General features: G+C 71.7%; 20 protein-coding genes. 17 read left to right on the top strand and 3 right to left on the bottom strand.

The genetic code is table 11. The annotated features are described in order from the left end of the window. The first annotated feature begins 80 nt into the window (after positions 1-80). The 6 genes from JOD64_RS08945 to JOD64_RS08920 all read left to right on the top strand — a co-directional run bounded on the left by JOD64_RS08945 (position 81) and on the right by JOD64_RS08920 (position 12,070). Positions 81-3,347, top strand: a complete 3,267-nt coding sequence (locus JOD64_RS08945; protein WP_204941812.1) for an efflux RND transporter permease subunit — start codon at positions 81-83, stop codon at positions 3,345-3,347. Between the two features lie 112 nt (positions 3,348-3,459). Beyond that, positions 3,460-3,609 carry a hypothetical protein gene (locus JOD64_RS08940; protein WP_204941811.1) on the top strand — a complete coding sequence of 50 codons (150 nt, stop codon included), beginning with the start codon at positions 3,460-3,462 and terminating at the stop codon, positions 3,607-3,609. An 11-nt stretch (positions 3,610-3,620) separates the two neighbouring features. Then, positions 3,621-4,865 (top strand): MFS transporter, encoded by a 1,245-nt coding sequence (locus JOD64_RS08935; protein WP_204941810.1) that lies wholly within the window; start codon positions 3,621-3,623, stop codon positions 4,863-4,865. Positions 4,866-4,929: 64 nt separating this feature from the next. Beyond that, complete coding sequence (gene thrB / locus JOD64_RS08930; RefSeq protein ID WP_204941809.1) at positions 4,930-5,874, top strand: homoserine kinase; 945 nt, start codon at positions 4,930-4,932, stop codon at positions 5,872-5,874. Between the two features lie 299 nt (positions 5,875-6,173). Continuing rightward, positions 6,174-8,378 carry a transcription termination factor Rho gene (gene rho, locus JOD64_RS08925; RefSeq protein WP_204941808.1) on the top strand — a complete coding sequence of 735 codons (2,205 nt, stop codon included), beginning with the start codon at positions 6,174-6,176 and terminating at the stop codon, positions 8,376-8,378. 188 nt (positions 8,379-8,566) lie between these two features. Then, positions 8,567-12,070 (top strand): phosphodiester glycosidase family protein, encoded by a 3,504-nt coding sequence (locus JOD64_RS08920; RefSeq protein ID WP_204941807.1) that lies wholly within the window; start codon positions 8,567-8,569, stop codon positions 12,068-12,070. A 46-nt stretch (positions 12,071-12,116) separates the two neighbouring features. On the opposite strand, the gene JOD64_RS08915 is transcribed toward JOD64_RS08920, so the two are convergent. Further along, positions 12,117-13,013, bottom strand: coding sequence for a phosphatase domain-containing protein (locus JOD64_RS08915; RefSeq protein WP_204941806.1), 897 nt, complete (start codon positions 13,011-13,013; stop codon positions 12,117-12,119). 290 nt (positions 13,014-13,303) lie between these two features. On the opposite strand from JOD64_RS08915, the gene rpmE reads away from it, so the two are divergent. Both rpmE and prfA read left to right on the top strand, forming a co-directional pair. Beyond that, positions 13,304-13,528 (top strand): 50S ribosomal protein L31, encoded by a 225-nt coding sequence (rpmE, locus tag JOD64_RS08910; RefSeq protein ID WP_030333150.1) that lies wholly within the window; start codon positions 13,304-13,306, stop codon positions 13,526-13,528. Between the two features lie 126 nt (positions 13,529-13,654). Then, positions 13,655-14,743, top strand: coding sequence for a peptide chain release factor 1 (gene prfA / locus JOD64_RS08905; protein WP_204941805.1), 1,089 nt, complete (start codon positions 13,655-13,657; stop codon positions 14,741-14,743). Positions 14,744-14,788: 45 nt separating this feature from the next. Here the strand turns inward: prfA and JOD64_RS08900 are convergent, their stop codons facing one another. Continuing rightward, a complete protein-coding gene (locus tag JOD64_RS08900; protein ID WP_204941804.1) occupies positions 14,789-16,336 on the bottom strand; it encodes a GGDEF domain-containing protein in 1,548 nt (515 codons plus the stop codon). A gap of 73 nt (positions 16,337-16,409) precedes the next feature. Here JOD64_RS08900 and prmC point away from each other — a divergent pair, with 73 nt between their 5' ends. The 4 genes from prmC (at position 16,410) to JOD64_RS08880 (ending at position 20,837) form a co-directional block, all read left to right on the top strand. Continuing rightward, positions 16,410-17,357: a peptide chain release factor N(5)-glutamine methyltransferase gene (gene prmC, locus JOD64_RS08895; RefSeq protein WP_204941803.1), complete on the top strand. Its 948-nt coding sequence runs from the start codon at positions 16,410-16,412 to the stop codon at positions 17,355-17,357. Beyond that, positions 17,357-18,004 (top strand): L-threonylcarbamoyladenylate synthase, encoded by a 648-nt coding sequence (locus tag JOD64_RS08890; RefSeq protein ID WP_204945979.1) that lies wholly within the window; start codon positions 17,357-17,359, stop codon positions 18,002-18,004. The genes prmC and JOD64_RS08890 overlap by 1 nt, the downstream gene beginning before the upstream one ends. Further along, positions 18,005-18,616 carry an arsenate reductase/protein-tyrosine-phosphatase family protein gene (locus JOD64_RS08885; RefSeq protein WP_204941802.1) on the top strand — a complete coding sequence of 204 codons (612 nt, stop codon included), beginning with the start codon at positions 18,005-18,007 and terminating at the stop codon, positions 18,614-18,616. 106 nt (positions 18,617-18,722) lie between these two features. Beyond that, entirely contained in the window at positions 18,723-20,837 is a 2,115-nt protein-coding gene (locus JOD64_RS08880) for a transglycosylase domain-containing protein (RefSeq protein WP_204941801.1), read from the top strand. 13 nt (positions 20,838-20,850) lie between these two features. On the opposite strand, the gene JOD64_RS08875 is transcribed toward JOD64_RS08880, so the two are convergent. Beyond that, the gene (locus JOD64_RS08875) at positions 20,851-22,314 is read right to left on the bottom strand and encodes an SDR family oxidoreductase (RefSeq protein WP_204941800.1); all 1,464 of its coding nucleotides are present in this window, start codon (positions 22,312-22,314) and stop codon (positions 20,851-20,853) included. A 35-nt stretch (positions 22,315-22,349) separates the two neighbouring features. Between JOD64_RS08875 and glyA the strand changes: the two genes are divergently transcribed. The 5 genes from glyA to JOD64_RS08850 all read left to right on the top strand — a co-directional run bounded on the left by glyA (position 22,350) and on the right by JOD64_RS08850 (position 25,610). Next, positions 22,350-23,639 (top strand): serine hydroxymethyltransferase, encoded by a 1,290-nt coding sequence (glyA, locus tag JOD64_RS08870; RefSeq protein ID WP_204941799.1) that lies wholly within the window; start codon positions 22,350-22,352, stop codon positions 23,637-23,639. After that, on the top strand, positions 23,632-24,057 hold the full coding sequence (locus tag JOD64_RS08865; protein ID WP_204941798.1) for a hypothetical protein: 426 nt from the start codon (positions 23,632-23,634) through the stop codon (positions 24,055-24,057). The genes glyA and JOD64_RS08865 overlap by 8 nt, the downstream gene beginning before the upstream one ends. A 189-nt stretch (positions 24,058-24,246) precedes the next feature. Continuing rightward, positions 24,247-24,483 carry an AtpZ/AtpI family protein gene (locus tag JOD64_RS08860; RefSeq protein ID WP_196929737.1) on the top strand — a complete coding sequence of 79 codons (237 nt, stop codon included), beginning with the start codon at positions 24,247-24,249 and terminating at the stop codon, positions 24,481-24,483. A gap of 11 nt (positions 24,484-24,494) precedes the next feature. Further along, entirely contained in the window at positions 24,495-25,292 is a 798-nt protein-coding gene (gene atpB, locus JOD64_RS08855; RefSeq protein WP_204941797.1) for a F0F1 ATP synthase subunit A, read from the top strand. A 66-nt stretch (positions 25,293-25,358) separates the two neighbouring features. Then, entirely contained in the window at positions 25,359-25,610 is a 252-nt protein-coding gene (locus JOD64_RS08850; protein ID WP_204941796.1) for an ATP synthase subunit C-like protein, read from the top strand. Positions 25,611-25,636 lie beyond the last annotated feature (26 nt).

The following is a 25,636-nucleotide window of genomic DNA, read 5'->3' as shown; positions in this document are numbered from 1 at the left end:
CGGCGGGGGTTCCGGTGATCGAGTCCGGCACACTTTCGGGTATCCCCGCCCGCATTCTCGTTCAGGAGTGAACCAGGCCGATGTCGCTGCTCGCCAGATTCAGCCTCGCCAACCGAGGGCTGATTGCCCTCATCGCGGTGGTGACCACGGTGTTCGGAGCGTTCGCCGTGCCGTCGCTGAAGCAGCAACTGCTGCCGTCGCTCGAGTTCCCGGCCGCGTTCATCGTGGCCGCCTACCCCGGTGCCGGCCCCGAGATCGTCGAGTCCCAGGTGACCGAGCCGATCGAGAACGCCCTGCAGGGCATCCCGGGCTTGGACAAGGTCACCTCCACGACCCGCGAGGGTTCGACCACCGTCCAGGTGACGTACGAGTTCGGTACCGACCTGGACGACGTGGTCAACAAGATGCAGACCGCGCTGAGCCGGATCAACGCTCAGCTACCGGAGAACGTCGACCCCCAGGTCATCGCGGGAAGCACGGACGACCTGCCGGCGGTGGTGCTGGCCGCGGCCGGCACGGCGGACGAGCGGGCGGTCGCTGAGAAGCTGCGCGCGACGGTGGTGCCGGAGCTGGAGGGCATCGAGGGGGTGCGCACGGTCGAGGTGACCGGCACCCGCGACGACGTCGTGGTGGTCACCCCGGACCCGGCGAAGCTGGCTGCGGCGCAGCTCCAGCCGACGGCGATCGGCGCGGCGCTGAAGACGAACGGCGTGGCGGTTCCGGCCGGCGCGGTGACCGACGGCGCGCTGGCCCTCCCGGTGCAGGTCGGTACGCCGATCGCCACCCTGGAGGACCTGCGCGGCATCGTGGTCGCCCCGGGCGCGGCACCCGTCCGCCTCGGTGACGTGGCGACGGTCGAGCAACAGAGCGCTCCGGCCACCGCGATCACCCGGACCAACGGCAAGGACAGCCTCGGCATCGCAGTCACCGCCGCGCCGGACGGCAATGCCGTGCAGATCTCGCACGAGATCCGCGACCGGCTCGCCGACCTGAAGGACGCCTCCGGCGCGGAGCTGACCGTGGTCTTCGACCAGGCTCCGTTCGTCGAGAAGTCGATCGCGTCGTTGACCACCGAGGGCCTGCTGGGCCTGGTGATGGCGGTCATCGTCATCCTGGTCTTCCTGCTGTCGGTGCGCTCGACGGTGGTGACCGCGGTCTCCATCCCACTCTCGGTGCTCGTGGCGCTGATCGCCCTGTGGATCGGCGACTACTCGCTCAACCTGCTGACCCTCGGCGCGTTGACCATCGCGGTCGGCCGGGTGGTCGACGACTCGATCGTGGTGTTGGAGAACATCAAACGACATCTCGAGTACGGCGAGGAGAAGCGGCACGCCATCGTCACCGCCGTCCGCGAGGTGGCCGGTGCGGTGACCGCGTCGACCCTCACCACCGTGGCGGTGTTCGCGCCGATCGCGCTGGTCGGCGGGTTCGTGGGTCAGCTCTTCGCGCCGTTCGCGATCACCGTGACGGTGGCCCTGCTCGCCTCGCTGCTGGTGTCGCTGACCGTGATCCCGGTGCTGGCGTACTGGTTCCTCAAGCCGCGCGGCGGCACCGCGGACGACGAGGCGGTGCGGCGCGGTGCGGAGGAGAAGGAGCTGCGCAGCCCGTTGCAGCGGGCCTACCTGCCGGTGATCGGGTTCGCCACCCGTAAGCGGTCGACCCGGTGGATCACCGTGGGGCTCGGCCTGCTGGTGCTCTTCGGCACCTTCGGCCTGTCCCAGAAGTTGGAGACCAACTTCCTGGACGACTCCGGCCAGGACACCCTCAACATGAGGCAGGAGCTGCCGGCCGGCAGTGGCCTGGCGGCCACCGACGCCGCGGCCAAGCAGGTCGAGTCGGTGCTGGCGGGCACCAAGGGCGTCGAGACGTACCAGGTGACCGCGGGTAGTGGGGATGGCCCGTGGGCGGGCGGCGGCGGCAACAACGTCGCCAGCTGGTCGCTGGCGCTCGATGGTGACACCGACGCGAAGCAGATGCGTGAGGTGCTGCGCAAGGAGTTCGACAAGCTCGGCGCCGGCGTGGGTGAGATCAGCTTCGGTGGTGGGCAGGAGGCGTCGACCAGCCAGCTCGAGGTGATCGTCCAGGCCAGTGAGCCGGAGGTGCTGACCCGGGCCGCCGAGGAAGCCCGCGCCGCGATGGCTGGTGTCCCGGACGTCGAGGACGTCTCCACCAGCCTGGCCGACCGGGTGCCGAGGGTCGACGTGACGGTCGACCGGGTCGCCGCCGGCCGGGCCGGGCTCACCGAGGCCGCCGTGGGGCAGCTCGTGTCGCAGGCGTTCCGGGGAGCACCGCTGGGTCAGGTCGCGCTCGACGGTCAGCAGCAGCACGTGGTGCTGCGGTTGGGCTCGAAGCCACCGATGACGGTGGACGAGCTGCGGGCGCTACCGGTGGGTCCGGTCAAGCTGGACGACATCGCGGACGTCACCCAGGGCGAGGGGCCGCAGCAGGTCACCCGCATCGACGGTGAGCGCAGCGTGTCGGTGACCGGTGCGGCGACCGGCTCGAACCTGGGCGCGACCAGCAAGGAGCTGCAGAAGCGGCTGGACGCCCTCAATGTGCCGGGTGCGAGCTTCACGATCGGTGGCGTCAGCGCGGATCAGGCGGATGCCTTCGGTGACCTGGGCCTGGCGGTGTTGGTGGCGATCGCGATCGTCTTCCTGATCATGGTGGCCACGTTCCGCAGCCTGACCCAGGCGCTGATCCTGCTGATCTCCATTCCGTTCGCCTCGACCGGTGCGATCGGCCTGCTGCTGGTCACCGGCACACCGCTCGGCGTACCGGCGTTGATCGGTGTGCTGATGCTGGTCGGCATCGTGGTGACGAACGCGATCGTGTTGCTCGACCTGATCAACCAGTACCGGGCGCAGGGCATGGACGTCCAGCAGGCGGTGGTCGAGGGCGGACGGCGCAGGTTGCGCCCCATCCTGATGACCGCGGTGGCGACCATCTTCGCGCTGCTGCCGATGGCGCTCGGGTTGACCGGTGAGGGCGGTTTCATCTCGCAGCCGCTGGCGGTCGTGGTGATCGGTGGTCTGCTGAGCTCGACGCTGCTCACGCTGATCCTGGTGCCGACGCTGTACACGATGGTGGAGCACACCAAGGGATCGCTGCGGGACCGGCGCAGCCGGCGACGCTCCGGCGAGCCAGCGAAGACCGACGAGGTGACGCGGCCGAACCAGGTCGCAGTACCGAGCGCTGCAGCTGCCCCGGCGACCGCCGGGAGCGCACAGCCGGCCGACCGACCCGCCCCGTCGGGCGCACTGGTGGAGGGCACGGACCAGTTCGAGGTGCTGCGGTTGCCCCGTAGCCGTACCTCGCCACTGCCCCCGTCGGAGCCGACCGAGTAGGTCGGACTGACACCCGGAACGCCCCTGGCATCTTCCGCCGGGGGCGTTCCGGCTTCCACTCGCCAACCAGCAGCGGAGCCGCACACCCGGGGCACTGGCGGTCGTCTGGTCGGTGCCGACCGGGCAACGGCTGCTGGCGCTCACCTTCGACGACGGTCCCGCACCACAGTGGACCGCGATGGGCATCCCAGCCCGTGGCTTCACATTCGTCACCGTCTCCGCGCTGCTGGGAGCAGGCGTGACCCCGACACCGACCGGGTAGGGTCCCGGTCCGTGGCGTCCACCCTCTCGGTCCTTACCGGCAATCGGAGTTTTCGCAATCTCTTCCTCGCCGAACTGGTGGTCTTCGGCGCCGACTGGTTCGTCATGGTGCCGCTGTTGGTGCTGCTGCCGCACCTGACCGGCAGCGGGGTCTGGGGCGCGTTGGTGTTGGCGGTGGACACCGGCATCGTGGCGCTGCTGCTGCCGTACACCGGCACGATCGCCGACCGCTTCGACCGTCGGAAGATCATGGTCGTCGCGAACGTGGCCGCACTGGCCGGCGTGTTGTTGCTGCTCGGCGTAAGGGATGCCGGAACGGCGTGGCTGGCGCTGGTCGCGATCGGAGTGGTCGCGGTGGCCAAGGCGTTCTACTCGCCCGCCGCCCAGGCCGCGCTGCCCAACGTGCTAGAACCCCACGAACTGGCCGCCGGTAACGCCGTGGCCGGCTCGGCCTGGGGCACCATGACCGTGGTGGGCGCCTCGCTCGGCGGTGTACTCAGCACCGCTGCCGGCCCGTACGCCTGCTTCTGGGTGGCGGCGGTGGGCCTGGCGTTGGCCGCGGGCCTCGCCACGCGGATCCGCCGGCCGTTGCAGGCACCGCGGGACACCGACCAACCGCCCCAGCGGACCTGGGCCGCCGTGAGCGAGGCGCTCGGCTACATCGGTCACCGTCCCCGGGTGCTCGCGCTGGTCACGGTGAAGTCGGCGGTCGGCCTGGGCAACGGCGTGCTGACCGTGTTCCCGCTGTTGGCCGGCGTGTACGGCGTCGGCCCGCTCGGTGCCGGCCTGCTCTTCGCGGTGCGCGGCGCCGGGGCGTTGGTGGGGCCGATCCTGATGCGTCGGGTGCTCACCAACCGGGCGTGGCTGTTGCCCGGGCTCGCGCTGTCGATGTCGCTGTACGGCCTGTCCTACCTGGGCGCATCGGTCGTACGGTGGTTTCCGTTGGTGCTGCTGCTGGTCTTCGTGGCGCACTTCGCCGGGGGCAGTAACTGGGTGATGTCGAACTTCGCCCTGCAGGGCGAGGTCCCGGACCGGCTGCGGGGGCGTGTCTTCGCCACCGACATGATGCTCGCGACGCTGGCGATCTCGGTGAGCCAGTTGGCGGTGGCCCTGGTGGTGGACGCGGTGGACGAACGGGTGGTGCTCGCCGGCTGCGGGTTGATCACCCTCGTGTACGCGGTCGGCTGGCGGATCGCCACCCGCAGGCTCTCGCTCACCGACCCGGTCGCGGAGCCGGTTCCGGACCCGGCCGCCTGAATCTGGCGATCCCAGGCTGCGGGCACCGGACCGGATCGTCGGTGCCGAGCCCTAGCATGGGCGCGTGCCGACGAATTTCACCGCCGGGCCGGTCCGTGTCCGGGTCCCCGCGACCAGCGCCAATCTGGGTCCGGGCTTCGACGCGCTGGGTCTCGCCCTCGGGCTCTACGACGATGTGGCCGCCGAGGTCTCGTCGGGCGGGGTCCGGGTCACGGTGACCGGGCAGGGGGCCGGCGAGTTGCCCGACGACGACCGGCACCTGGTGGTGCGGGCCATGCGGGCCGCGTTCGACGTGCTCGGGGCCCACCCCGCGGGGCTGAGCGTGGAGTGCGTCAACCGGATCCCTCAGGCGCGGGGGCTGGGCTCCTCGTCCGCCGCGATCGTCGCCGGGGTGCTGCTGGCCCGCGCGCTGGTCACCGACGGGGAGCAGCGGTTGGACGACTCGGACGCGCTCCGGCTGGCCGCCGAGATCGAGGGCCACCCCGACAACGTCGCGCCGTGCCTGCTCGGCGGTTTCACGTTGGCCTGGTCCGAGTCGACCGGGGCTCAGGCGGTGTCCCTACCGGTCGCCGAGGGGGTGCGGCCCACAGTTTTCGTCCCGGCGGAGCGCGGTTTTACCGCGACGGCACGGGCCGCGTTGCCGGCGACCGTGCCGCACGGCGACGCTGCGTTCACCGCAGGGAGGGCGGCACTGCTGGTGCACGCGCTCACGGCCGACCCGACGCTGCTGCTGCCGGCCACCGCCGACCGGCTCCACCAGGATTACCGGGCAGCCGGGATGCCGGGCACGTCTTCCCTGGTCAGCGGGTTGCGATTGGCGGGTGTGGCAGCTGTGGTCAGTGGGGCGGGCCCGACCGTGCTGGCGTTCGACGAGCCTCCGGCGGGCTTTCCAGTGGGAACAGACTGGCAGATCTGGCAGTTACCGATAGACGTCAGCGGTGCGCGGGTTGCTCGGGGTAGACTTGGACACGCCGAGCGGGACCCTGTTGCCGCAGGTCGGAAGAGTTGATTACGCTCTAGACCTAGCACAGCCGCGAAGCACGCGATCTCCTGCGGGGCGGCGCACCCCCGAAGCTCTCGGCGGTTAGCCCGTCACACCCCTGCCAAAGGCCCACGCCGCACCGCAGATTCCACAGGTCGCCGCAGACGGCGAGACCTGCTCACCGACGTTGGTGAGTCGGGATACCGACCGGCTGCTGTGTCACAGACTCCCGCGACGCGTCCTTGCGAGGCGGGTGCACCGAGGCCGCCCGGCCACCTGAGTTCCGACTCCGGGCAGTCCCGGCCTTTATCGAGGGAAGGAATCCATTGAGCGACACCACCGACGTGACGTCGGATGTTTCCAACGTCGCTGGCGATGCCACCGCCGCCGCTCCCGCCCGTCGGCGGCGTAGCGGCACCGGTCTGTCGGCGATGCTGCTGCCAGAGCTGCAGAGCCTGGCTGCGTCGCTCGGCATCTCCGGCACGGCTCGCATGCGCAAGGGCGAGCTGATCGCCGCGATCTCCGAGCGGCAGGGCGGCAACGCCGCCGGGACCCCTCGACCGCGGGCCGAGGTCGCGGCCGCGGCCGCCTCGACCCGTGAGGGGGTGCGTGCCGAGGTGCGGGAGACCGCCGACCGGCCCGCAGCCGAAGGGCGCAGCGCCGAGCAGGCCCCGGCCGAGCCGGCCGCCGAGACCGAGAGCCGTGGTCGCACCCGGCGGAGCCGGACCGCAGCGGCGGAGACGCGTGCCGCTGAGGCGCCGCGTGCCGCTGAGACGGCGCGTGCCGCTGAGACGCCGCGTGCCGCCGAGACAGCACGTGGCGCTGAGACGCCGCGTGCCGCTGAGACGGCGCGTGCCGCTGAGACGCGTACCGACGAGGTCGAAGCCGGCGAGCGTCCCGACCGTGGCGAGAACCGCCGCGACCGGGCCGAGCGTCCGGAGCGCGCCGAGCGTGCCGAGCGCAACGACCGGGGCGACCGTGCCGAGCGGGGCGACCGTGCCGAGCGGGGCGACCGTGCCGAGCGGGGCGAGCGTCCCGAGCGTGCCGAGCGCAACGACCGGGGCGAGCGTGCCGAGCGGGGCGAGCGTGCCGAGCGCAACGACCGTGGCGAGCGGGCCGACCGTGGCGAGCGGGCCGACCGTGGCGACCGCACGGAGCGCGCCGACCGAGGCGAGCGGACCGAGCGGGCCGAGCGCAACGACCGCAACGACCGCAACGACCGTGGTCAGCGTGCCGAGCGTGTGGAGCGGGACAACGACGACGATGACGGCGAGGGCGGCGGCCGGCGCGGCCGGCGCAGCCGCTTCCGGGACCGTCGCCGCGGGCGCGGCGAGCGCACCGAGACCGGTGCCGAAACCGGTGGGCGGGAGCCGCAGGTCAGCGAGGACGACGTTCTCGTCCCGGTGGCCGGCATCATCGACGTGCTCGACAACTACGCCTTCGTGCGGACGACCGGTTACCTGGCCGGCCCGAACGACGTGTACGTCTCGATGTCCCAGATCAAGAAGTACGGCCTGCGGCGCGGTGACGCGATCACCGGTGCGGTGCGGGCGGCCCGCGAGGGTGGCAACAGCGGCGACCAGCGGCGCGACAAGTACAACCCGCTGATGCGGCTGGACACGATCAACGGGATGGAGCCGGAGGAGGCGCGGCGCCGGCCGGAGTTCTACAAGCTCACTCCGCTCTACCCGCAGGAGCGCCTGCGGCTGGAGACCGAGCCGCACATCCTGACCACCCGGGTCATCGACCTGGTCATGCCGATCGGCAAGGGCCAGCGGGCACTCATCCAGTCGCCGCCGAAGGCGGGTAAGACGATGGTGCTGCAGGCGATCGCGAACGCGATCACCCGCAACAACCCGGAGTGCCACCTCATGGTGGTGCTGGTGGACGAGCGGCCCGAAGAGGTCACCGACATGCAGCGGTCGATCAAGGGCGAGGTCATCGCGGCCACGTTCGACCGTCCGCCGCAGGACCACACCACGGTGGCCGAGCTGGCCATCGAGCGGGCCAAGCGTCTGGTCGAGCTTGGACACGACGTGGTCGTGCTGCTCGACTCGGTGACCCGGCTCGGTCGGTCGTACAACCTGGCGGCACCGGCCAGTGGCCGGATCATGTCGGGTGGTATCGACTCCACGGCGCTCTACCCGCCGAAGCGCTTCCTCGGCGCGGCCCGCAACATCGAGAACGGCGGGTCGTTGACCATCATCGCCACCGCGCTGGTGGAGACCGGGTCCATGGCGGACACGGTCATCTTCGAGGAGTTCAAGGGCACCGGTAACGCGGAGCTGAAGCTGGACCGGAAGATCGCCGACAAGCGGACCTTCCCGGCCATCGACATCAACCCGTCCGGTACTCGTAAGGAAGAGGTCCTGCTCGCACCCGAAGAGCTGGCCATCATCCACAAGCTCCGGAAGGTGCTGCACTCGCTGGACTCGCAGGCGGCAATGGATCTCCTGCTGGACCGGCTCAAGCAGTCCCGCACCAACATCGAGTTCCTGATGCAGATCGCGAAGTCGACGCCGGGGGAGTAACCGACCCCTGGTGATCGACGACGGAGGGGCACGGCCGCTGTGGCCGTGCCCCTCCGTCATGTCTCCCCTCAAGCACCGGCGACAAGGCCGACAGGCACCGGCGACAAGCACCGGTGAAAGTGGAGTTTTTCTTCAGTTTGGTCGGTCGGTCTTGAAAGTTCTATTCACTATCGGCTTGACTGTCGTCCATGCGTACCCGCAGACGATCCGTCCGTCGCACCGGCGTCCTGCTGCTGACACCGCTGCTCGCCCTGGCCGCGCCACTGCCGGCCACCGCCGCGCCTCCGGCCCCGCTCACCGGCGGTCCGTCCTCCGTGGCCCCGCCGTCCACGGGCTCGCCCACCGTCGCCGAGGATGCGCCGGCTGCGTCGTCGCGGCCTGCCGGCTCGGTCAGTCTGGCTGCCGACCCGGCCGCCGCGACCGCCCCGGCCGCCGCCGGCGGTCTGGAGCCGGCCGGCGGCCTGGAGACCACGAAGGCCACGCGGCCGGTCGCGCCGGGCGTGCAGCTCACCTCCTTCGACCGGTACGACGCCGATGGCTGGTTGCGGGCCGACGCGCTCACCACCGACCTCGCCGGTGGGTCGACCGTCGACTACGTCAACTCGGGGGCGGTGAGCCGGGCGGAGCCGCTGCGCGACGCGGTGGACGCCTCGCGGGCGGTCGCCGCAGTCAACGGCGACTTCTTCGACATCAACAGCTCCGGTGCCGCCCAGGGCGTCGGCATCCGCGACGGCGAGCTGATCCAGTCCGCTGTCGCCGGTCACTCCAACGCGGTGGCGGTCACCGCGAACGGTCTCGGTCGGGTGATCGAGGTGAACTTCGACGGCAGCGCCACCCTGCCCACCGGGCCGGTGGCGCTGACCCAGTTCAACAACCTGGTGCAGGTCGACGGCATCGGCGCGTTCACCGAGCTCTGGGGGTCGTACTCCCGGCAGCGGGCGGTGGAGGGCGCGGCCCGGGTGGTCGAGGTCACCGTGACCGGCGGTCGGGTGGCCGCGGTGACGGACGTGGCCGGCAGCGGTCCGATCGTCGCCGGCAGCACCGTACTGCTCGGCCGGGACGCCGGCGCGGACGCGTTGGCGGGGCTGCACGCCGGTGATCCGGTGACGGTGGCCTGGCGGCCGAAGCCTTCCGACGGCAGCGCCCTGCGCGCGGCGGTCGGGGGCGGCAACGTGCTGGTCCGCGACGGTGTCGTCCAGAGCATCGCCGACCCGACGCTGGCTCCGCGCACCGCGGTCGGCTTCAGCGCCGACGGTCGCAAAATGATCATGCTGACCGTGGACGGCCGTCAGGTCGACAGCCGCGGCGTGACACAGACCGAGATGGGTCGGATGATGGCCGAGTTGGGTGCCCACCACGCGCTCAACCTGGACGGTGGTGGCTCGTCCACGCTGCTGGCCCGGGAACCGGGCGCGCCGGCCGTGCAGGTGGAGAACGGCCCCTCCGACGGCAGCGAACGGGCCGTGCCCAACGGCCTGGCCATCTACGCGCCGAAGGGCAGCGGTCGGCTCACCGGCTACTGGCTCGAGACGACCAGCGACCCCACCGCCGCTCCCGGTGTCGCACCGATCCGCGGTGGCCGGCCCGACCGCGTCTTCCCCGGGCTGACCCGCGCCCTCACCGCCGCCGGCTACGACGAGACGTTCGGCCCGGCCTCCGGGGTTCCCACGTGGCGGGCGACCCCGGCGGTACGTGGCCGCGTCGACCGCGACGGGGTGTTCCACGCCGGCACTTCGGGGGCCAGCACGGTCACCGCGTCACGTGGCCGGGCCACCGGCTCGCTGAATCTCACCGTGCTCGGTCCGCTGGACCGGATCGGTCCCACCGTGCCGCGGGTCGGGCTGACCGGCCTGGACGGCAACGCCCTGGTCGGCGTGGTCGGGTACGACGCCGAAGGCAACACCGCGCCGATCGAACCGGCCGACCTGACCCTCGACTACGACCGGAACCTGCTGCGGATCACCCCGACCGGGGACGGCAACCTCGCCGTCACCGCGTTGCGCGACACCGGCTCCGGCCTGGTGTCGGTCCGCGTCGGACGCACCAGCACCGTCATCCCGGTCACCGTCGGACTGACCGACGTGCCGGTGGCCGGCTTCGAGGACGCCCAGTCCTGGCGGTTCAGCCAGGCCCGGGCCAGCGGGTCGGTCGCGTCGGCGCCGGGGCACACCGGCACCGGCCTGCGAATGTCGTACGACTTCAGCCAGTCCACCGGTACGCGGGCCGCGTACGCCGACCCGCCTGCCTGGATCGAGGTGCCCGGCCAGCCGCAGGCGTTCGGCATGTGGATCCACGGCAACGGCACCGGCGAGTGGCCCAGCCTGCACCTGCACGACGCCCAGGACACCCAGCACGTGCTGCGCGGCCCGCTGATCACCTGGACCGGCTGGCGGTACGTGGAGTTCGCGGTGCCCGCCGGGGTGCAGTACCCGGTGCGGGTGCGCCGGTTCTACGTGGCCGAGACGAACGCCACCGCGCAGTACAGCAGCGAGGTGATCATCGATGACCTGGTGGCGATGGTGCCGCCGACGGTGGACGTGCCGGCGGTGGCCCCGCGTACCGATCGGGTGGTGGTCCGCGACGGCACGGTCGACGGCACGCCCTGGCGGTTCGCGGTGCTCTCCGACGCCCAGTTCGTCGCCGCCGACCCGGACAGCGACCTGGTCGCCCAGGCCCGGCGGACGCTGCGCGAGGTGAAGGCGGCCCGCCCGGACTTCCTCCTGATCAACGGCGACTTCGTGGACACCGCCTACCCGGCCGACTTCGCGCTGGCCCGGCGGATCCTCGACGAGGAGCTGGGCGACGCGCTGCCCTGGTACTACGTCCCCGGCAACCACGAGATCATGGGTGCCCCGATCAGCAACTTCGCGACCGCCTTCGGCGCCACGTCCCGGGTCTTCGACCACGAGGGCACCCGGTTCGTCACCCTGAACTCGTCCACCGGGACGCTACGCGGCGGCGGCTTCGACCAGGTGCGGATGCTGCGCGAGACGCTGGATGCCGCGGCCACCGACCCCCGCGTCGGCTCGGTCGTCGTCCTGCACCACCACCCGGCGCGCGACCCCAGCCCGGCGCAGGCCAGCCAGCTCGGTGACCGCAAGGAGGCGGCGCTGCTGGAGCAGTGGCTGGCCGACTTCCAGCACCGCACCGGCAAGGGCGCGCTGTTCGTGGGCGGGCACGTCGGGACCTTCAACGCCGATCGGGTGGACGGGGTGCCATACGTGATCAACGGCAACTCCGGCAAGACGCCGTCCACCCCGGCCGACCAGGGCGGCTTCACCGGCTGGACGGAGTTCGGGGTGGACCCGGTCACGCCGGCGGAGGCCGATCGGGCTCGGCGTGACCCGCTCGCCGAGGGGCCACACTGGGTGAACGCGGAGTTCCACGCGCACACCGACCGGCTCGCGCTGACCGCGCCGGCCAGCGTCGCGGTCGGCACCCCGGCGTCGGTGACCGCCACGCTGACCCAGCCCGGCGGGCGTACGGTCCCGGTGGCCGCACCGGTGAGCGCCGACTGGTCCGCCTCGCCGGGCGTGCACATCGGCTCGGCAGCCGGGGTGCGCCCGTGGCATACCGCCCGCTTCGACCCGGCCACCGGCACGCTGACCGCGCTACGCCCCGGTGCCCCCGTACGCCTCACCGTCACCGTCAACAACATCCGCGCCGAGGCCACCATCACCCTCACCCGCTGAGTGTCAGGAAGGGGCCTCGGGCCACCGGGGCCCCTTTCCTGACGGCTCAGAAGTCGCCGTCGGCCACCTGGAAGACGGTGAGGCCGAGGGCTCGCCACATCTGGACCACCTGGACGCGGTCGTCGAAGACGCCGGCCACCCGGTAACGGTCCCGGATCTCCCGGTCGTAGATCTCCCGCTTGACGACCGAGTCCTTACGAGTGTCGCCGACAGCGCGTAGATGCAGGCCCAGGTAGGGGACCGCGACGTGCTGGGCCAACCACACCTCGGTGGCCGTGCGGGCGGAGGCGTCCCGCCCGGAGCAGAAGACCACCCCGTAACCGGCCGCGTGCATCGCCCGGACCGCCGCGATCACCGGCGCGTTCGGCTGGTCCGTGCCCACCCGGGTCATGTCGTACGGGCTGCGGGAGACGGCCAGCGCGACGGTGCCGTCGATGTCCACCAGGACGATCTCCGGTGGCTCGCTCGACGCCGGGTGCACGACGGCGGGGCGTCCGGTGCGGGCCTGCGGCACGGGCAACGGCAGTGTCCGCCCCTCCAGGTACCGCTCGTGCAGCCGGCGGATCGCGTCCGCGCCGACCTGGTCGACGGCCGGGCGAGCGGCGTCGCGACGCAGGCACTCGGCCAGCGGTACATCGGTGAAGTCGTGCACCACGAACTCCGCGCCGTGGCGGACGGCCAGGTCGGCCCAGTCCCGCAGTGTCCGCGCGCGCAGGTTGGTGTCGTCCACGCAGACGTCCGCCCTCGCCTTCAGCAACGCCTCGACCTGGGCCCGTTGCACGGCGGTCACCTGCGCCTCGGCCCACTGGGTGAAGAGCCGCTCGCCGTGCAGCATCCGGCGCAGGTCGTCCCGGTTGACCCGGGCGACGGACGGCTGGAGGGTGCGGGCGAAGGTCGTCTTACCCGAGGCGGGCAGTCCTCGGGTGGCGATCAGGCGGGTCATCGGCGCACCTCTCGCTCGACGGGCGTACCACCGGTGGGCCACTCACCGGTGGGCCACCCGGTGACGGGCCGGCGGAAGGGCGAATGCCCCGCTGGGCGGCGGGAATGCGGACGGGGAGACACGTGTTGACGATGCCGGACGAGGTGTGCGGCCCGATTACCGGGTCGGCTCAGGCCCATGGCACACTGGTCAATCGGCCACCGGTTCCGGTTCACGCCCGAGCCCGTCGCGTACGGCGCGACGAGCGATGACGGCGACCCGGCGACCACCAACGAGAGGACCGAGGCGAGATGAAGGCAAACATCCACCCGGAGTACGTGACCACCGAGGTCAGCTGCTCCTGTGGCAACACGTTCACGACCCGCAGCACCGCCAAGGGCGGGGCGATCCACGCCGAGACCTGCAGCGCCTGCCACCCGTTCTACACCGGTAAGCAGCGCGTTCTCGACACCGCCGGCCGGGTCGCGAAGTTCCAGCAGAAGTACGCCAAGGTTCAGGCCAAGAAGGCCAAGTAACTCCTTGTTCGGCGCCCGCGTCCGGTTTTTACCGGACGCGGGCGCCGTCCGCGTTTCGCCCTGTTTTCGTCCGGCGGCCTGTTCTGAGGTCGGCCGGTGCCGCACCGTCGAAGGAGCATCCGCAGCATGAGCAGCGAGCGTCTGGCCGGGCTCCTCGACGAGTACGCGGAGCTGGAGAAGCGGCTGGCCGATCCGGCCATCCACGCCGACCAGGCCACCGCGCGCAGGGTCGGTCGTCGCTACGCCGAGCTGGTGCCGCTGCACAAGGCAGCCGACGAGCTGGAGCAGGCCCGCGCCGACCTGGCCGCGGCTCGGGAGCTGGCGGCCGAGGACCCGTCGTTCGCGAGCGAGGCGGAGTCCATCGCCGTGTCCGTGCCGGTGCTGGAGGAGCGCCTCGCGGAGCTGCTCATTCCGCGCGACCCGCACGACGCGAAGGACGTGATCGTCGAGATCAAGGCCGGCGAGGGTGGCGAGGAGTCCGCGCTCTTCGCGGGCGACCTGCTGCGGATGTACAGCCGGTACGCCGAGCGGCACGGCTGGGTCACCGAGGTGATCGACGCACAGGATTCGGACCTCGGCGGGGTCAAGGACGTCTCGCTGTCGATCAAGACCAAGGGTGTGCCGGAAGGCGGCAACGGCGTCTGGTCCCGACTCAAGTGGGAGGGCGGCGTGCACCGGGTGCAGCGCGTCCCGGTCACCGAGTCGCAGGGCCGGATCCACACCAGCGCCGCGGGGGTGCTGGTGCTGCCCGAGGCCGAGGACGTCGACGTCACCATCGACCAGAACGACCTGCGCATCGACGTGTTCCGCTCGTCCGGCCCGGGTGGCCAGTCGGTGAACACCACCGACTCGGCGGTGCGGATCACCCACCTGCCAACCGGCATCGTCGTCTCCTGCCAGAACGAGAAGTCCCAGTTGCAGAACCGGGAGCAGGCGATGCGGATCCTGCGGGCCCGGCTGCTCGCCGCCGCCCAGGAGCAGGCCGACGCGGCCGCCTCGGACGCCCGGAAGGCGCAGGTGCGCACGGTGGACCGCTCGGAACGGATCCGCACCTACAACTTCCCGCAGAACCGGATCACCGACCACCGGATCGGTTACACCGCGTACAACCTGGACCTGGCGCTCGCCGGTGAGCTGGACGGGGTGCTGGACGCCCTCGCCGAGGCCGACCGCGCCGCCCGGCTCGCTGGCGACACCGAGCTCACCCGCCGCTGACGCCGGGACGCGGCCCTTCAGCCGGACGCGACGCCGCGGGGGCGATCAGCTCGCGCGGGGGCGGGACTTGGCGCGGAGCATCTCCCGGTCGGCCTGTTCGAAGGCGACGCTGAGCGCGTCGCGCAGTCCGCTGCCACCGGAGACCTCCGCGAAGCCGATGCTCACCCCGACCGGGGTCCCCGGCACCAGCGACTCCCAGTCCTCCAGTCGGACGGCGGCCTCGATCCGGCGGGCCACCTCGGCGGCCTCGGACATGCCGGTGTCCGGCAGCACCACCACGAACTCGTCACCGCCGTAGCGGGCCACGAAGTCACCCCGGCGCATCACCCGGTTGATCACCCCGGCGATGCGCTGGAGCACCAGGTCGCCGGAGTGGTGCCCGTGCCGGGTGTTGACCGCCTTGAAGCCGTCCAGGTCGCAGACGCCGATCACCACCCGCTCGCCTCGGGTGACCACGGCGGTGATGTAGCGCTCCAGCCGACGCCGGTTGGGCAGCCCGGTGAGCGGGTCGGTCAACGCCTCACCCTCGAACCGCGCCGCCTCCCGGCGCATCTCCTCATGGTCGATCCGGGCGGCGATGCCGTCGATGTAGACGTCACGCAGCCGGTCGTTGCGCTGGGCCGCGAGCCGGAACGCCAGCCGGTCGGCCCGGTGCGCGGCCGGGTGGTCACCGGCACGGGCCAGCGCGATGCTGCGCAGCCGGGCCGGCTCGGCCGCCCCGAGCGTCTCGGTGGACACGTGGATGGTGTCCAACCGGGTGACCGCCTCGATCGGCCGCCCGGCGGCGACGGCGAGACACACCTGCCCGAGCTGACGCAGGTCGCGGGCCCGGGCGCTGTCCCCACCGTGGCTGATCAGGCGGCCCGGTTCGGTGTCCCCGTCGGTTTCCACCTGGTCGCCGAGCGCGGCCTGTCGGGCCGCCGCGTAGCCGTACGCGGCGAGGCTGCTCGGGCGCAGCTGACTGGCCCGCCCGGTGCGTTTGAAGCGGGCCAGGTCGGCAGCCACGTCCCGGAGCACCCGCAGGCAGCCGTCGCTGTCGCCGTTGTGGTCCAGCGCCACGGCGTTGCGCAGTCGGATGCCCGGCGCGGCGAACGTCTCCTCCGGGATGCCGGCGGTGAGCCCGAGCTGCCGGGCACGCTCGATGGCGCCCAGCGCGTACCCGTGGAAGCTGAGGTAGCTGTAGGCCATGGCCAGGTCGTGCCAGCCCCAGGCGGTGTCCCGGTCCGGATCGGCGACGGCGCCCAGCGCCCGGGCGGCTCGGACGAGATGCATGACACAGCGGTCCAGTGCGCCCTGGTGGTGGGCGGCGAGCGCGGCGAGTGCGTTGAGGTGCCCGTGCAGGTAGGGCTCGGCGAGGTCGCGGACCGCCGCCGACGCTTCCTCGATGGCCCGGGTGAACTCCGCGGTCCGACCGAGATTGATCAGCGCGGAGAGGCGTTGCACCAGCGCGTCGGCTCGGGCCGCCGGGTCGGTGGTGGTGCGGATCACACGCTCCAGCAGGACGTACGACTCCGCTGACCGACTGGCCTCCTGCAACGCACGGGCGTGCGTCAGGGCATCAACCTGGTCACCGACCCGGTCGAGCCAGCCCACCCGCCAACCTCCTGTCGTGTGCGCCGCGGCGCACCCGTTAGTCGCGTAGCCCGCGACGCATCATGATTATCGCGTGACCACTCTGCCGCAACACCCCCCCGAAGGGACAGGCCCCACTCGCCCGTCCGCCGCGGTGGCCCGAGCGGCCCGTGTGCTCGCCGCCGCCGGGGTCGGTTCGGCCCGCGTGGAGGCCGAGTTGTTGGCCGCGTACGTGCTGGAGGTGCCGCGGGGCCGGCTGGCGCTCGCCGACGACCTCACCGACGAGCAGTTGGCGCGGCTCGACGGCCTGACCCGCCGTCGTGCCGCGCGTGAGCCGTTGCAGCATCTGACCGGTCGGGCCGGGTTCCGGTACCTCGAGCTGTCGGTCGGCCCGGGTGTCTTCGTGCCCCGGCCGGAGACCGAACTGCTGGCCGGCTGGGGCGTCGAGCAGGCCCGGGGCCGACCCGACCCGGTGGTGGTCGACCTCTGCAGCGGCTCCGGCGCGATCGCGCTCGCGGTGGCTCAGGAGCTGCCGGGAGCGCGGGTGATCGCGGTGGAGCGGTCCCCGGAGGCGCTGGCCTGGTTGCGGCGCAACGCGGCGGAGCGGGCCGGGGCGGGGGACCGGCCCATCGAGGTGGTCGAGGCCGACGTGACCGCGCCGGACCTGCTGGCGGAGCTGGTGGGGTCGGTGGACGTGCTGCTCTGCAACCCGCCGTACGTGCCGGACGATGTGGTGGTCCCCCCGGAGGTGGCGGGGCACGACCCGGCGGAGGCGGTCTTCGGCGGCGCGGACGGCCTGGCGGTGATCCGGCCGGTCGTCACCCGGGCGGCGGTGCTGCTGCGCCCGGGTGGCGTCTTCGGGGTCGAGCACGACGACACCCACGGTGCGGCGGTGCCCGGGCTGCTCGCCGAGGACGGTGGGTTCGTCGCCGTCACGGAGCATCTGGACCTCACCGGACGCCCCCGCTATGCCACCGCGTCCCGACGGGCGGACGGCCAGCACGCCCCGATCGGGGTGGCGTGGCAGACTGACTCCTCGTGATGCTCTACGACTGCCGGTCGCCCGCCGATCGGGACCGCGGCATCGCTGCGGCGATCGAGGCGGTCAAGAACGGCGAGCTGGTCGTCCTCCCGACGGACACCGTGTATGGGATTGGCGCGGACGCGTTCACCCCGTACGCGGTCAAGGCGCTGCTGGATGCGAAGGGCCGGGGCCGGCAGATGCCGCCGCCGGTGTTGATCGGTTCGCGACACACGCTGGATGGCCTCGTCTTCTCGTTGCCCACGGCCGCACGGGACCTGGTGGAGGCGTTCTGGCCGGGTGCGCTGACGATCGTGGTCGAGCACTCGCCGAGCCTGCAGTGGGACCTGGGCGACAAGACGGGGACGGTGGCGGTGCGGATGCCGCTGCACCCGGTGGCGCTGGAGGTGCTGCGCGAGACCGGCCCGATGGCGGTCTCGTCGGCCAACAAGACCGGCCAGCCTGCCGCGGTGACCGCCGAGGAGGCGCGTGACCAGCTCAGCTACTCGGTGCGGGCCTACCTGGAGGCGGGGCCCTGTCCGGACCCGGTGCCCAGCACGATCGTGGATCTGACCGGTGAGGTGCCGCAGCTGCTGCGGGCCGGGGCGATCCCGTTGGAGAAACTGCGTGACGTCGTGCCGGATCTCGTCGACGGTCGGGGAGTCTGAGTGCCCCCGTTCACGGTCCTGCACGTCTGCATGGGCAACATCTGCCGCTCGCCGATGGCGGAGCGGTTGCTGGCCCTCGCGGTGCGGGAGCGGTTGACGCGGCGTGCGCAGGACCCGGCCGGAGCCGACGAGTTGGTGCACAGCCACAGTGCCGGCACGGGTGGTTGGCACGCGGGTGAGGAGATGAACCCGCCGGCTGCGCGGCAGGTTGTCGGCCGTGGTGGGGACGTCGAGGGGTTCGCCGCGCGCAAGCTGCGCTCGGACCACATCGACGCCGCCGACCTGGTCCTGACCGCCACCGCCGATCAGCAGGAGTACGTGGTGGCCCTGCGGCCGGACGCGGCGGCGCGCACGTTCGTGCTGGGTGAGTTCGGCCGGCTGCTGGCCGCGGTGGACGCCGCCGCGTTGCCGCCGGGCGACGCCACCCCGGAGGCCGTGTACGCCCGGGGCGTGGCTCTGGTGGCGGCGGCTCACGATGCCCGGTTGGGCGCCTCGGCGCTGCCCACCGACGATCTGGACGACCCGTGGGGTCGCGGTGACCAGTGCTTCGGCCGGGTCGCTGACGAGATCGAGGAGACGGTCCACCCGCTGGCCGGCGCGCTGCTGCCCTGAGCGCGGTGCGAGTTTCCTCCGGGTTTGGGGAAAACCCGGGGCGAAAGGGGCGTTCCGGGTCATTCTGAACGGGTCCTAGCGTGACCGGCTCCTGCGGGGAGAGCTGATGAAGCGGGCCCATCTCGACAAACTGCTGACCGTGGTGATCGCCGGAGTGCTGGCCGGGCTGATGCTGGCCGCAGCCGCCCTGCCGGTGGCCCTGGTCTTCGGGATCGGCTTCAGCGCCCTGTCCACGCCGTACTCGGAGCTGCCGAACACACTCCGCACGCCGCCGACCGCCCAGCGCTCCAACCTCTACGCCAACGACGGCACCACCCTGATCACCTCCTTCTACCAGGAGGACCGGGTGGACGTGCCGCTGCACGAGGTGGCCCCGGTGATGCGCCAGGCGATCGTGGCCGCCGAGGACGTCCGGTTCTACCAGCACAGTGGGGTGGACCTGCGGGGCGTGGTGCGCGCGTTCACCGTCAACAAGCGCGACGGCCAGACCCGGCAGGGCGCCTCCACGCTGACCATGCAGTACGTCCGCAACGTGCTGAGCAGCGACCCCCGGCTGACCGAGGCGCAGCGCGTGGCCGCCACCGAGATCAGCACCGCCCGCAAACTCCAGGAGATGCGGTACGCGCTCGCGTTGGAGCGTGAGCTCGACAAGGAGGAGATCCTCACCCGCTACCTCAACATCGCCTACTTCGGCGCCGGGGCGTACGGCATCGCGGCGGCCAGCAAGCGCTACTTCTCCCGGGCACCGGCCGAGCTGACCCTGGCCCAGGCGGCGCTGCTGGCCGGCCTGGTCCGGTCACCGGACAGCGACGACCCGATCAACGGCGACGCCGACAGCGCGCTGCTGCGGCGGTCGTACGTGTTGGAGCGCCTGGTGGAGTCGGGGCAGGTGCCGGCGGACGCGGCGGCGGCTGCGCGGGCCGAACCATTGCAGCTACTGCCCAGCGAGACCCCGAACGACTGCACGGCGGTGCCCGAAACGCACAACGACTGGGGCTTCTTCTGCGACTGGTTCACCCGTTGGTGGAGCAACCAGGCCGCGTTCGGTGCGTCCGCCGACGAGCGGCAGCGCACGCTGCGCCGGGGCGGGTTCTCCATCGTGTCGTCGCTGGACCCCGGGGTGCAGCGGGCCACCACCGAGCAGGTCCTGAAGATCTATCAGCCGACGAAAGCCGAGGCGGTGCCGACCGCGGTGGTGCAACCGGGCACCGGGCGGGTGCTGGCGATGTCGGTCAATCGCAACTACAGCGTGCAGGACAACCCGGTCGGGCAGAAGAACCGCCCGAACACGGTCAACCAGTTGATCGCCGGCGGCGGTGCGATCGAGGGGTACCAGGGCGGTTCGACGTTCAAGCTCTTCACCATGCTGGCCGCGCTGGAGGCCGGCCTGCCGCTGTCGACCGACTTCGTGGCCCCCACCCGGTTGCTCACCCGCTTCCCGGTGACCGGGGAGGCGAGCTGCGATGGTCGCTGGTGTCCGGCGAACGCCAGCCCGTCGTCGATGGATGGCCCCCGCACCATGTGGAGCGCGTTCGGCCGGTCGGTGAACACGTACTTCGCCTGGCTCACGGAGAAGGTCGGCGCCGACCGGGTGGTGGAGATCGCCGAGCGGCTCGGCATCGTGCTGCGGGCCGAATCCGACGCCCGGCTGGCCCGCTACGGCGCGAAGAACTGGGGTCCGTTCACCCTGGGCGTGGCCGCGACCACGCCGCTCGACCTGGCCACCGCGTACGCCACGGTGGCGGCCGAGGGGACCTGGTGCGCGCCACTGCCGGTGGTCTCGATCACCGACGCGGGCGGCCGGCCGGTCGACGCCGCCAAGCCGGACTGCCGACAGGTGCTCGACGCCGACGTGGCGCGGGCAGCCACCGACGCCGCCCGCTGCCCGGTCGGCGACCAGTCGATGTACGGGCGGTGTGACGGTGCCACCGCACCCGGGCTGCGGGCGAAGCTCGGCCGTCCGGTGGCGGGCAAGACCGGCAGTTCGGAACGGTACGAGACGGAGACTGTGGTGGCGTTCACGCCGCAGCTCGCGGTCGCCTCGATGGCGGCGAACCCCGACGATCCACGGGACGCGGTCGGCCAGGCGGTGCAGGCCCGGATGGTGGACGCGGTCGGGGAGGTGCTCGCCGTCGCCCTGCGCGACCAACCGGTACGCGACTTCGTCCCGCCCAGCGAACGAACCGCCTTCCAGCAAACCGGAGCCCGCACCGGCAACTGAGCCGGGGCGTGGGTCAGCGGGTTTGTTCTGCGTTGCGGGCGATGTTGCGGGCCATTCCGCCGAAGACCACCGCGTGGAAGGGCGCCACCGACCCCCAGTAGGCGTGCCCGCTCAGCCCTCGTGGCAGGAAGACCGCGCGTTGCTGGTAGCGGCTGCGGCCGCCGTTGCCCGGCAATACCCGCATCTCCAGCCAGGCTCGGCCGGGTAGCCGCATCTCGGCACGCAGGCGCAGCAACTCGCCCGGGATGATTTCCTCGACCCGCCAGAAGTCCAGTGCCTCACCGACCTGTAGGCGGTGCGGGTCGCGTCGGCCCCGACGCAGCCCGACCCCACCGACCAGCCGGTCCAGCCAGCCGCGGACCGACCAGGCGAGGGGGAACGAGTACCAGCCGTGTTCGCCGCCGACACCCTCGACGACCCGCCAGAGCGCTGCGGGTGACGCGTCCACGTCCCGCTCCCGAACGTCGGTGTAGGCGGTACCGCCGGACCAGGCCGGGTCGCTGGGCAGCGGTTCCGCGGGGCTGTCCGGGCCGCTCGCGGTCGACCAGCGGGTCTCCACCTGGGCGTCGCGCACCTTGGCGAGCGCCAGCGCCACCGCGTCGTCGAAGCCGGTCAGCCCGCCGGGTGGGTCGGGGACGTACCGGGCGATGTCGTGTTCGTGGGCCACGGCCTCGTGGATCAGGCTCTCCACCAGCGGGCGGGCGATGGCGTTGGGCACCGGGGTGACCAGACCGACCCAGTGCGAGGAGAGCGACGGGGTGAGCGGGCGGACCGGCACGATGATCCGTCGGCGCAGCCCCGCCACCCGGGCGTAGCGCTGCATCATGTCGCGGAAGGTGAGCACGTCTGGCCCGCCGATGTCGAAGCCCCGGTTGACGTCCGCCGGCAGTTCGCCGCAGCCGGCCAGGTAGCGAAGCACGTCGCGGACCGCGATCGGTTGGATCCGGTTGCCGACCCAGCGGGGTGTGACCATGGCGGGCAGGCGCTCGGTCAGATAGCGCAGCATCTCGAACGACGCCGAGCCGGAGCCGATGATCACCGCCGCGCGGAGCACCGCCGTCGGCACCCCGCTGCCCAGCAGGATCCGTCCCACCTCGGCTCGGGACCGCAGGTGCGCGGACGGGACCTCCTCGTCGGACGCCGGCTCCGGCCCGCCCAAATAGACGATCCGACGGACCCCGGCGGCGCGGGCCGCCGCCGCGAAGTTGGTCGCCGCCGTCCGGTCGGCCGCCTCGAAGTCGGGCCGGCCCAGCGAGTGCACCAGGAAGTACGCGACGTCCACGTCGGCGAACGCGGCGGGCAGCGTCTCCGGCCGGCTCAGGTCCCCCTCGACGATCTCGGCCGCCGACGCCCAGGGCACGTCGCGCAGTCGCACCGCCTTGCGGGCCAGGCAGCGAACGGTGTGACCATCGGCGAGCAGCAGCGGAGTCAGCCGCCCGCCGATGTAACCGGTGGCTCCGGTGACGAGGCATCTCACAGGTCCCAGTCTGCGGCCCCCTAGACTCGTTCGCTGTGGAGACCGAGACGAGCACCTTCTGGGGGCCGGATTTCGCGCAGCTCAGGGCCACCGACCCGGAAATCGCCGGGGTGGTCCTCGGCGAGCTGGACCGGTTGCGAGGCGGCCTGCAGCTCATCGCCAGCGAAAACCTGACCTCGCCCGCGGTGCTGGCCGCGCTCGGTTCGACGCTGACCAACAAGTACGCCGAGGGCTACCCGGGCCGGCGTTACTACGGCGGCTGTGCCGAGGTGGACCGGGCCGAGGAGATCGGCATCGCCCGGGCCAAGGAGCTCTTCGGGGCCGAGCACGCCAACCTTCAGCCACACTCCGGGGCGAGCGCCAACCTGGCCGCGTACGCGGCGCTGGTGCAGCCGGGGGACACGGTGCTGGCGATGGACCTGCCGCACGGTGGGCACCTCACCCACGGCAGCCGGGTGAACTTCTCCGGCAAGTGGTTCCACCCGGTCGGCTACCCGGTCCGCCCGGACAACGAGCTGATCGACTACGACGAGGTACGGGATCTGGCTCGGGCGCACCGCCCCAAGTTGATCATTTGTGGCGCCACCGCGTACCCCCGTCTGATCGACTTCGCCCGGTTCCGGGAGATCGCCGACGAGGTCGGGGCGTACCTGATGGTGGACGCGGCGCACTTCATCGGCCTGGTCGCCGGCCGGGCGATCCCGTCCCCGGTGCCATACGCCGACGTCGTCTGCGCCACCACCCACAAGGTGCTGCGCGGCCCACGCGGCGGCATGATCCTCTGCCGCGAGTCGTTGGCCCAGCGGATCGACAAGGCGGTCTTCCCGTTCACTCAGGGCGGCCCGCTCATGCACGCGGTCGCGGCCAAGGCGGTCGCGCTGCGCGAGGCCGCCCAGCCCGAGTTCCAGACGTACGCCAGGCAGGTGGTCAGCAACGCCCAGGCGCTCGCCGCCGGGCTGGCCGACGAGGGGATGCGCCCAGTGTCCGGTGGCACCGACACCCACCTTGCCCTGATCGACCTGCGGGAGGTGGGGGTGACCGGTGCCGAGGCGGAACGACGCTGCGACGCCGCGTCGATCACCCTGAACAAGAACGCCATCCCGTACGACCCACAGCCGCCGATGGTGGCCTCCGGTCTGCGGGTGGGCACCCCGAGCGTCACCACCCAGGGCATGCGGGAGGGGGAGCTGCGGCAGGTGGCCACCCTGATCGCCCGCGCGGTGCGCACCGATCCCGGGGCACCGGGCGGCGCCGACGAGCTGACCCGGATCGGTGCCGAGGTGGCTGAGCTGGTCGCGGCGTTTCCGGCGTACCCCCGTGGCTGAGCCCGGGGTGGTCGAGCCCGGCGCCGACCGGCGTTGGCGGTTGCGACACCTGCCGGTGTTGCTGGCGGCGTCGGTGGCGCTGGCCGCGGTCGCCGCGGTGGTGGGTGCGGCGACCGGCGGCGCGACGGCCGCGTTCGGCGCGGCGGCCGGCGTGGGCGTCACGGTGCTCAGCTACACCCTGACCACGGTGGTGCTGGCCTGGGCCGACCAGATCAACCCCCAGCTGCTGCTGCCGCTGGGCCTGGGTCTGTACACGCTGAAGTTCACCCTGCTGGGGGTGGTGATGGTGGCGGTGGCGTCGACCGGCTGGCCCGGGTTGATCCCGCTCTGCCTCGGCATCGTCGCCGGGGTGGCAGTGTGGACTGCGGTGCACATCTGGTGGCTGACCACGGTGCACGCTCGTCGGTCGCGCAGCTGACCTGCCGATCGGCCGGTCGTCCCAACTATCGGACGCGCGGCAATGTGTCGGCCTCCGGTCATTTTCCGACGGGCGGAAGGGGAGTAGCGTGCCCACAGACGACGGCGCCCACGAGATGCCCACACAACGACGGTTGTGCGGGGGGTGAGGCACAGCCTCGTCTTCCCGGCTGATATCGTTCGCCCCGTCATGGCTGGTGACCAAACCCCCCGTCCCGCCGGTGAACCGGACGATTATCCGTCCGGCGCCGGTCAGGGCTGGACCGCGCTCAGCTACCTCATCGGAGGGATGCTCGTGTGGGGTTTCATCGGCTGGCTTGTTGACCAGTGGCTCGACACCGGCGGCGTCGCCACCGGGATCGGCGTCGTGCTCGGTATGGCCGGGGGAATCATCCTGGTCATCCGCCGACTCGGCACGCCTACTTAGGAAGGGACGCGGTGTTCGGACAGGCGAACGTTCTGGCAGCGGGCCAGGCGGCATTCCCACCCAGTGTGGAGGACTTCTACCTGCCCAGCATCCTGCCCTGGGGTGCGCACGACTCGTACTGGTTCACCAAGATCACGGCAATGGTCTGGATCGCGGTCGGCGTCCTGATCATTTTCTTCCTGGCGACCTACCGGAAGCCGCAGTTGGTGCCGACCAAGAAGCAGTGGCTCGCCGAGTCGATCTACGGCTTCGTGCGGAACAACATCGCGGTCGACATGATCGGTCACGCGGGGGTGCGGTTCGCTCCGTACTTCACGACGCTGTTCTGCTTCGTGCTGCTGACGAACCTGTTCGCGATCATCCCGTTCTTCCAGATCTCGCCGAACTCGCACATCGCCTTCCCGGCGTTCCTCGCGATCATCAGCTACGTGCTGTTCAACTACATCGGCATCAAGAAGCACGGCTTCGTCAAATACTTCAAGAACTCTCTGGTTCCGCCGGCACCCTGGTTCATCCTGCCGCTGCTGATCCCGATCGAGCTCTTCTCGACCTTCATCGTCCGGCCGTTCTCGCTGGCCGTCCGTCTCTTCGCGAACATGTTCGCGGGGCACATGCTCCTGCTGGTCTTCACGCTCGGCGGCTTCGCGATGCTGAGCTCCACTGCCTGGCTGGCGCCGGTCTCGGTGCTCTCCTGGGTGATGACCATCGCGCTCACCTTCCTGGAGTTCCTGGTGATCGTCCTGCAGGCCTACGTCTTCACCGTCCTCACCGCCAGTTACGTGCAGGGCGCGCTCGCCGAAGAGCACTGATCCACCGCACCATCCGTTGTCGTCCCGCGTGAGAGACACGCGTGATACCCAGGAGGAACCACACCAATGGACGCTAGCGTTCTCGCCGCCGCAGAAGGTGTCGTTGGCAGCACCGCCGCCATCGGCTACGGCCTCGCGGCCATCGGCCCGGGCATCGGCGTTGGCCTGGTCTTCGCCGCCTACATCCAGTCGACCGCCCGTCAGCCGGAGTCGTCGCGGATGACCCTGCCGTACGTCTGGATCGGCTTCGCCGTCATCGAGGCGCTGGCGCTGCTGGGCATCGCCTTCGGCTTCATCTGGCAGGGCACGCTTTCCTGATCCCGCTCGTCGACCGGGAGGTCACC

This window comes from Micromonospora luteifusca (assembly GCF_016907275.1).
In the GTDB taxonomy this organism is placed as follows: Bacteria; Actinomycetota; Actinomycetes; order Mycobacteriales; family Micromonosporaceae; genus Micromonospora; species Micromonospora luteifusca.
Note: the sequence above shows the minus strand (reverse complement) of the source record. Positions and strands in the feature narration are given on the sequence as shown.

What these genes read in the sequence shown, in the direction of transcription:
- JOD64_RS08945 (WP_204941812.1), top strand. Translation starts at nt 81, where the DNA reads ATGTCGCTGCTCGCCAGATTCAGCCTCGCCAACCGAGGGCTGATTGCC.
- rpmE (WP_030333150.1), top strand. Translation starts at nt 13,304, where the DNA reads ATGAAGGCAAACATCCACCCGGAGTACGTGACCACCGAGGTCAGCTGC.
- JOD64_RS08860 (WP_196929737.1), top strand. Translation starts at nt 24,247, where the DNA reads ATGGCTGGTGACCAAACCCCCCGTCCCGCCGGTGAACCGGACGATTAT.
- JOD64_RS08850 (WP_204941796.1), top strand. Translation starts at nt 25,359, where the DNA reads ATGGACGCTAGCGTTCTCGCCGCCGCAGAAGGTGTCGTTGGCAGCACC.
- JOD64_RS08920 (WP_204941807.1), top strand. Translation starts at nt 8,567, where the DNA reads ATGCGTACCCGCAGACGATCCGTCCGTCGCACCGGCGTCCTGCTGCTG.
- JOD64_RS08880 (WP_204941801.1), top strand. Translation starts at nt 18,723, where the DNA reads ATGAAGCGGGCCCATCTCGACAAACTGCTGACCGTGGTGATCGCCGGA.
- JOD64_RS08890 (WP_204945979.1), top strand. Translation starts at nt 17,357, where the DNA reads ATGCTCTACGACTGCCGGTCGCCCGCCGATCGGGACCGCGGCATCGCT.
- JOD64_RS08915 (WP_204941806.1), bottom strand. Translation starts at nt 13,013, where the DNA reads ATGACCCGCCTGATCGCCACCCGAGGACTGCCCGCCTCGGGTAAGACG.
- prfA (WP_204941805.1), top strand. Translation starts at nt 13,655, where the DNA reads ATGAGCAGCGAGCGTCTGGCCGGGCTCCTCGACGAGTACGCGGAGCTG.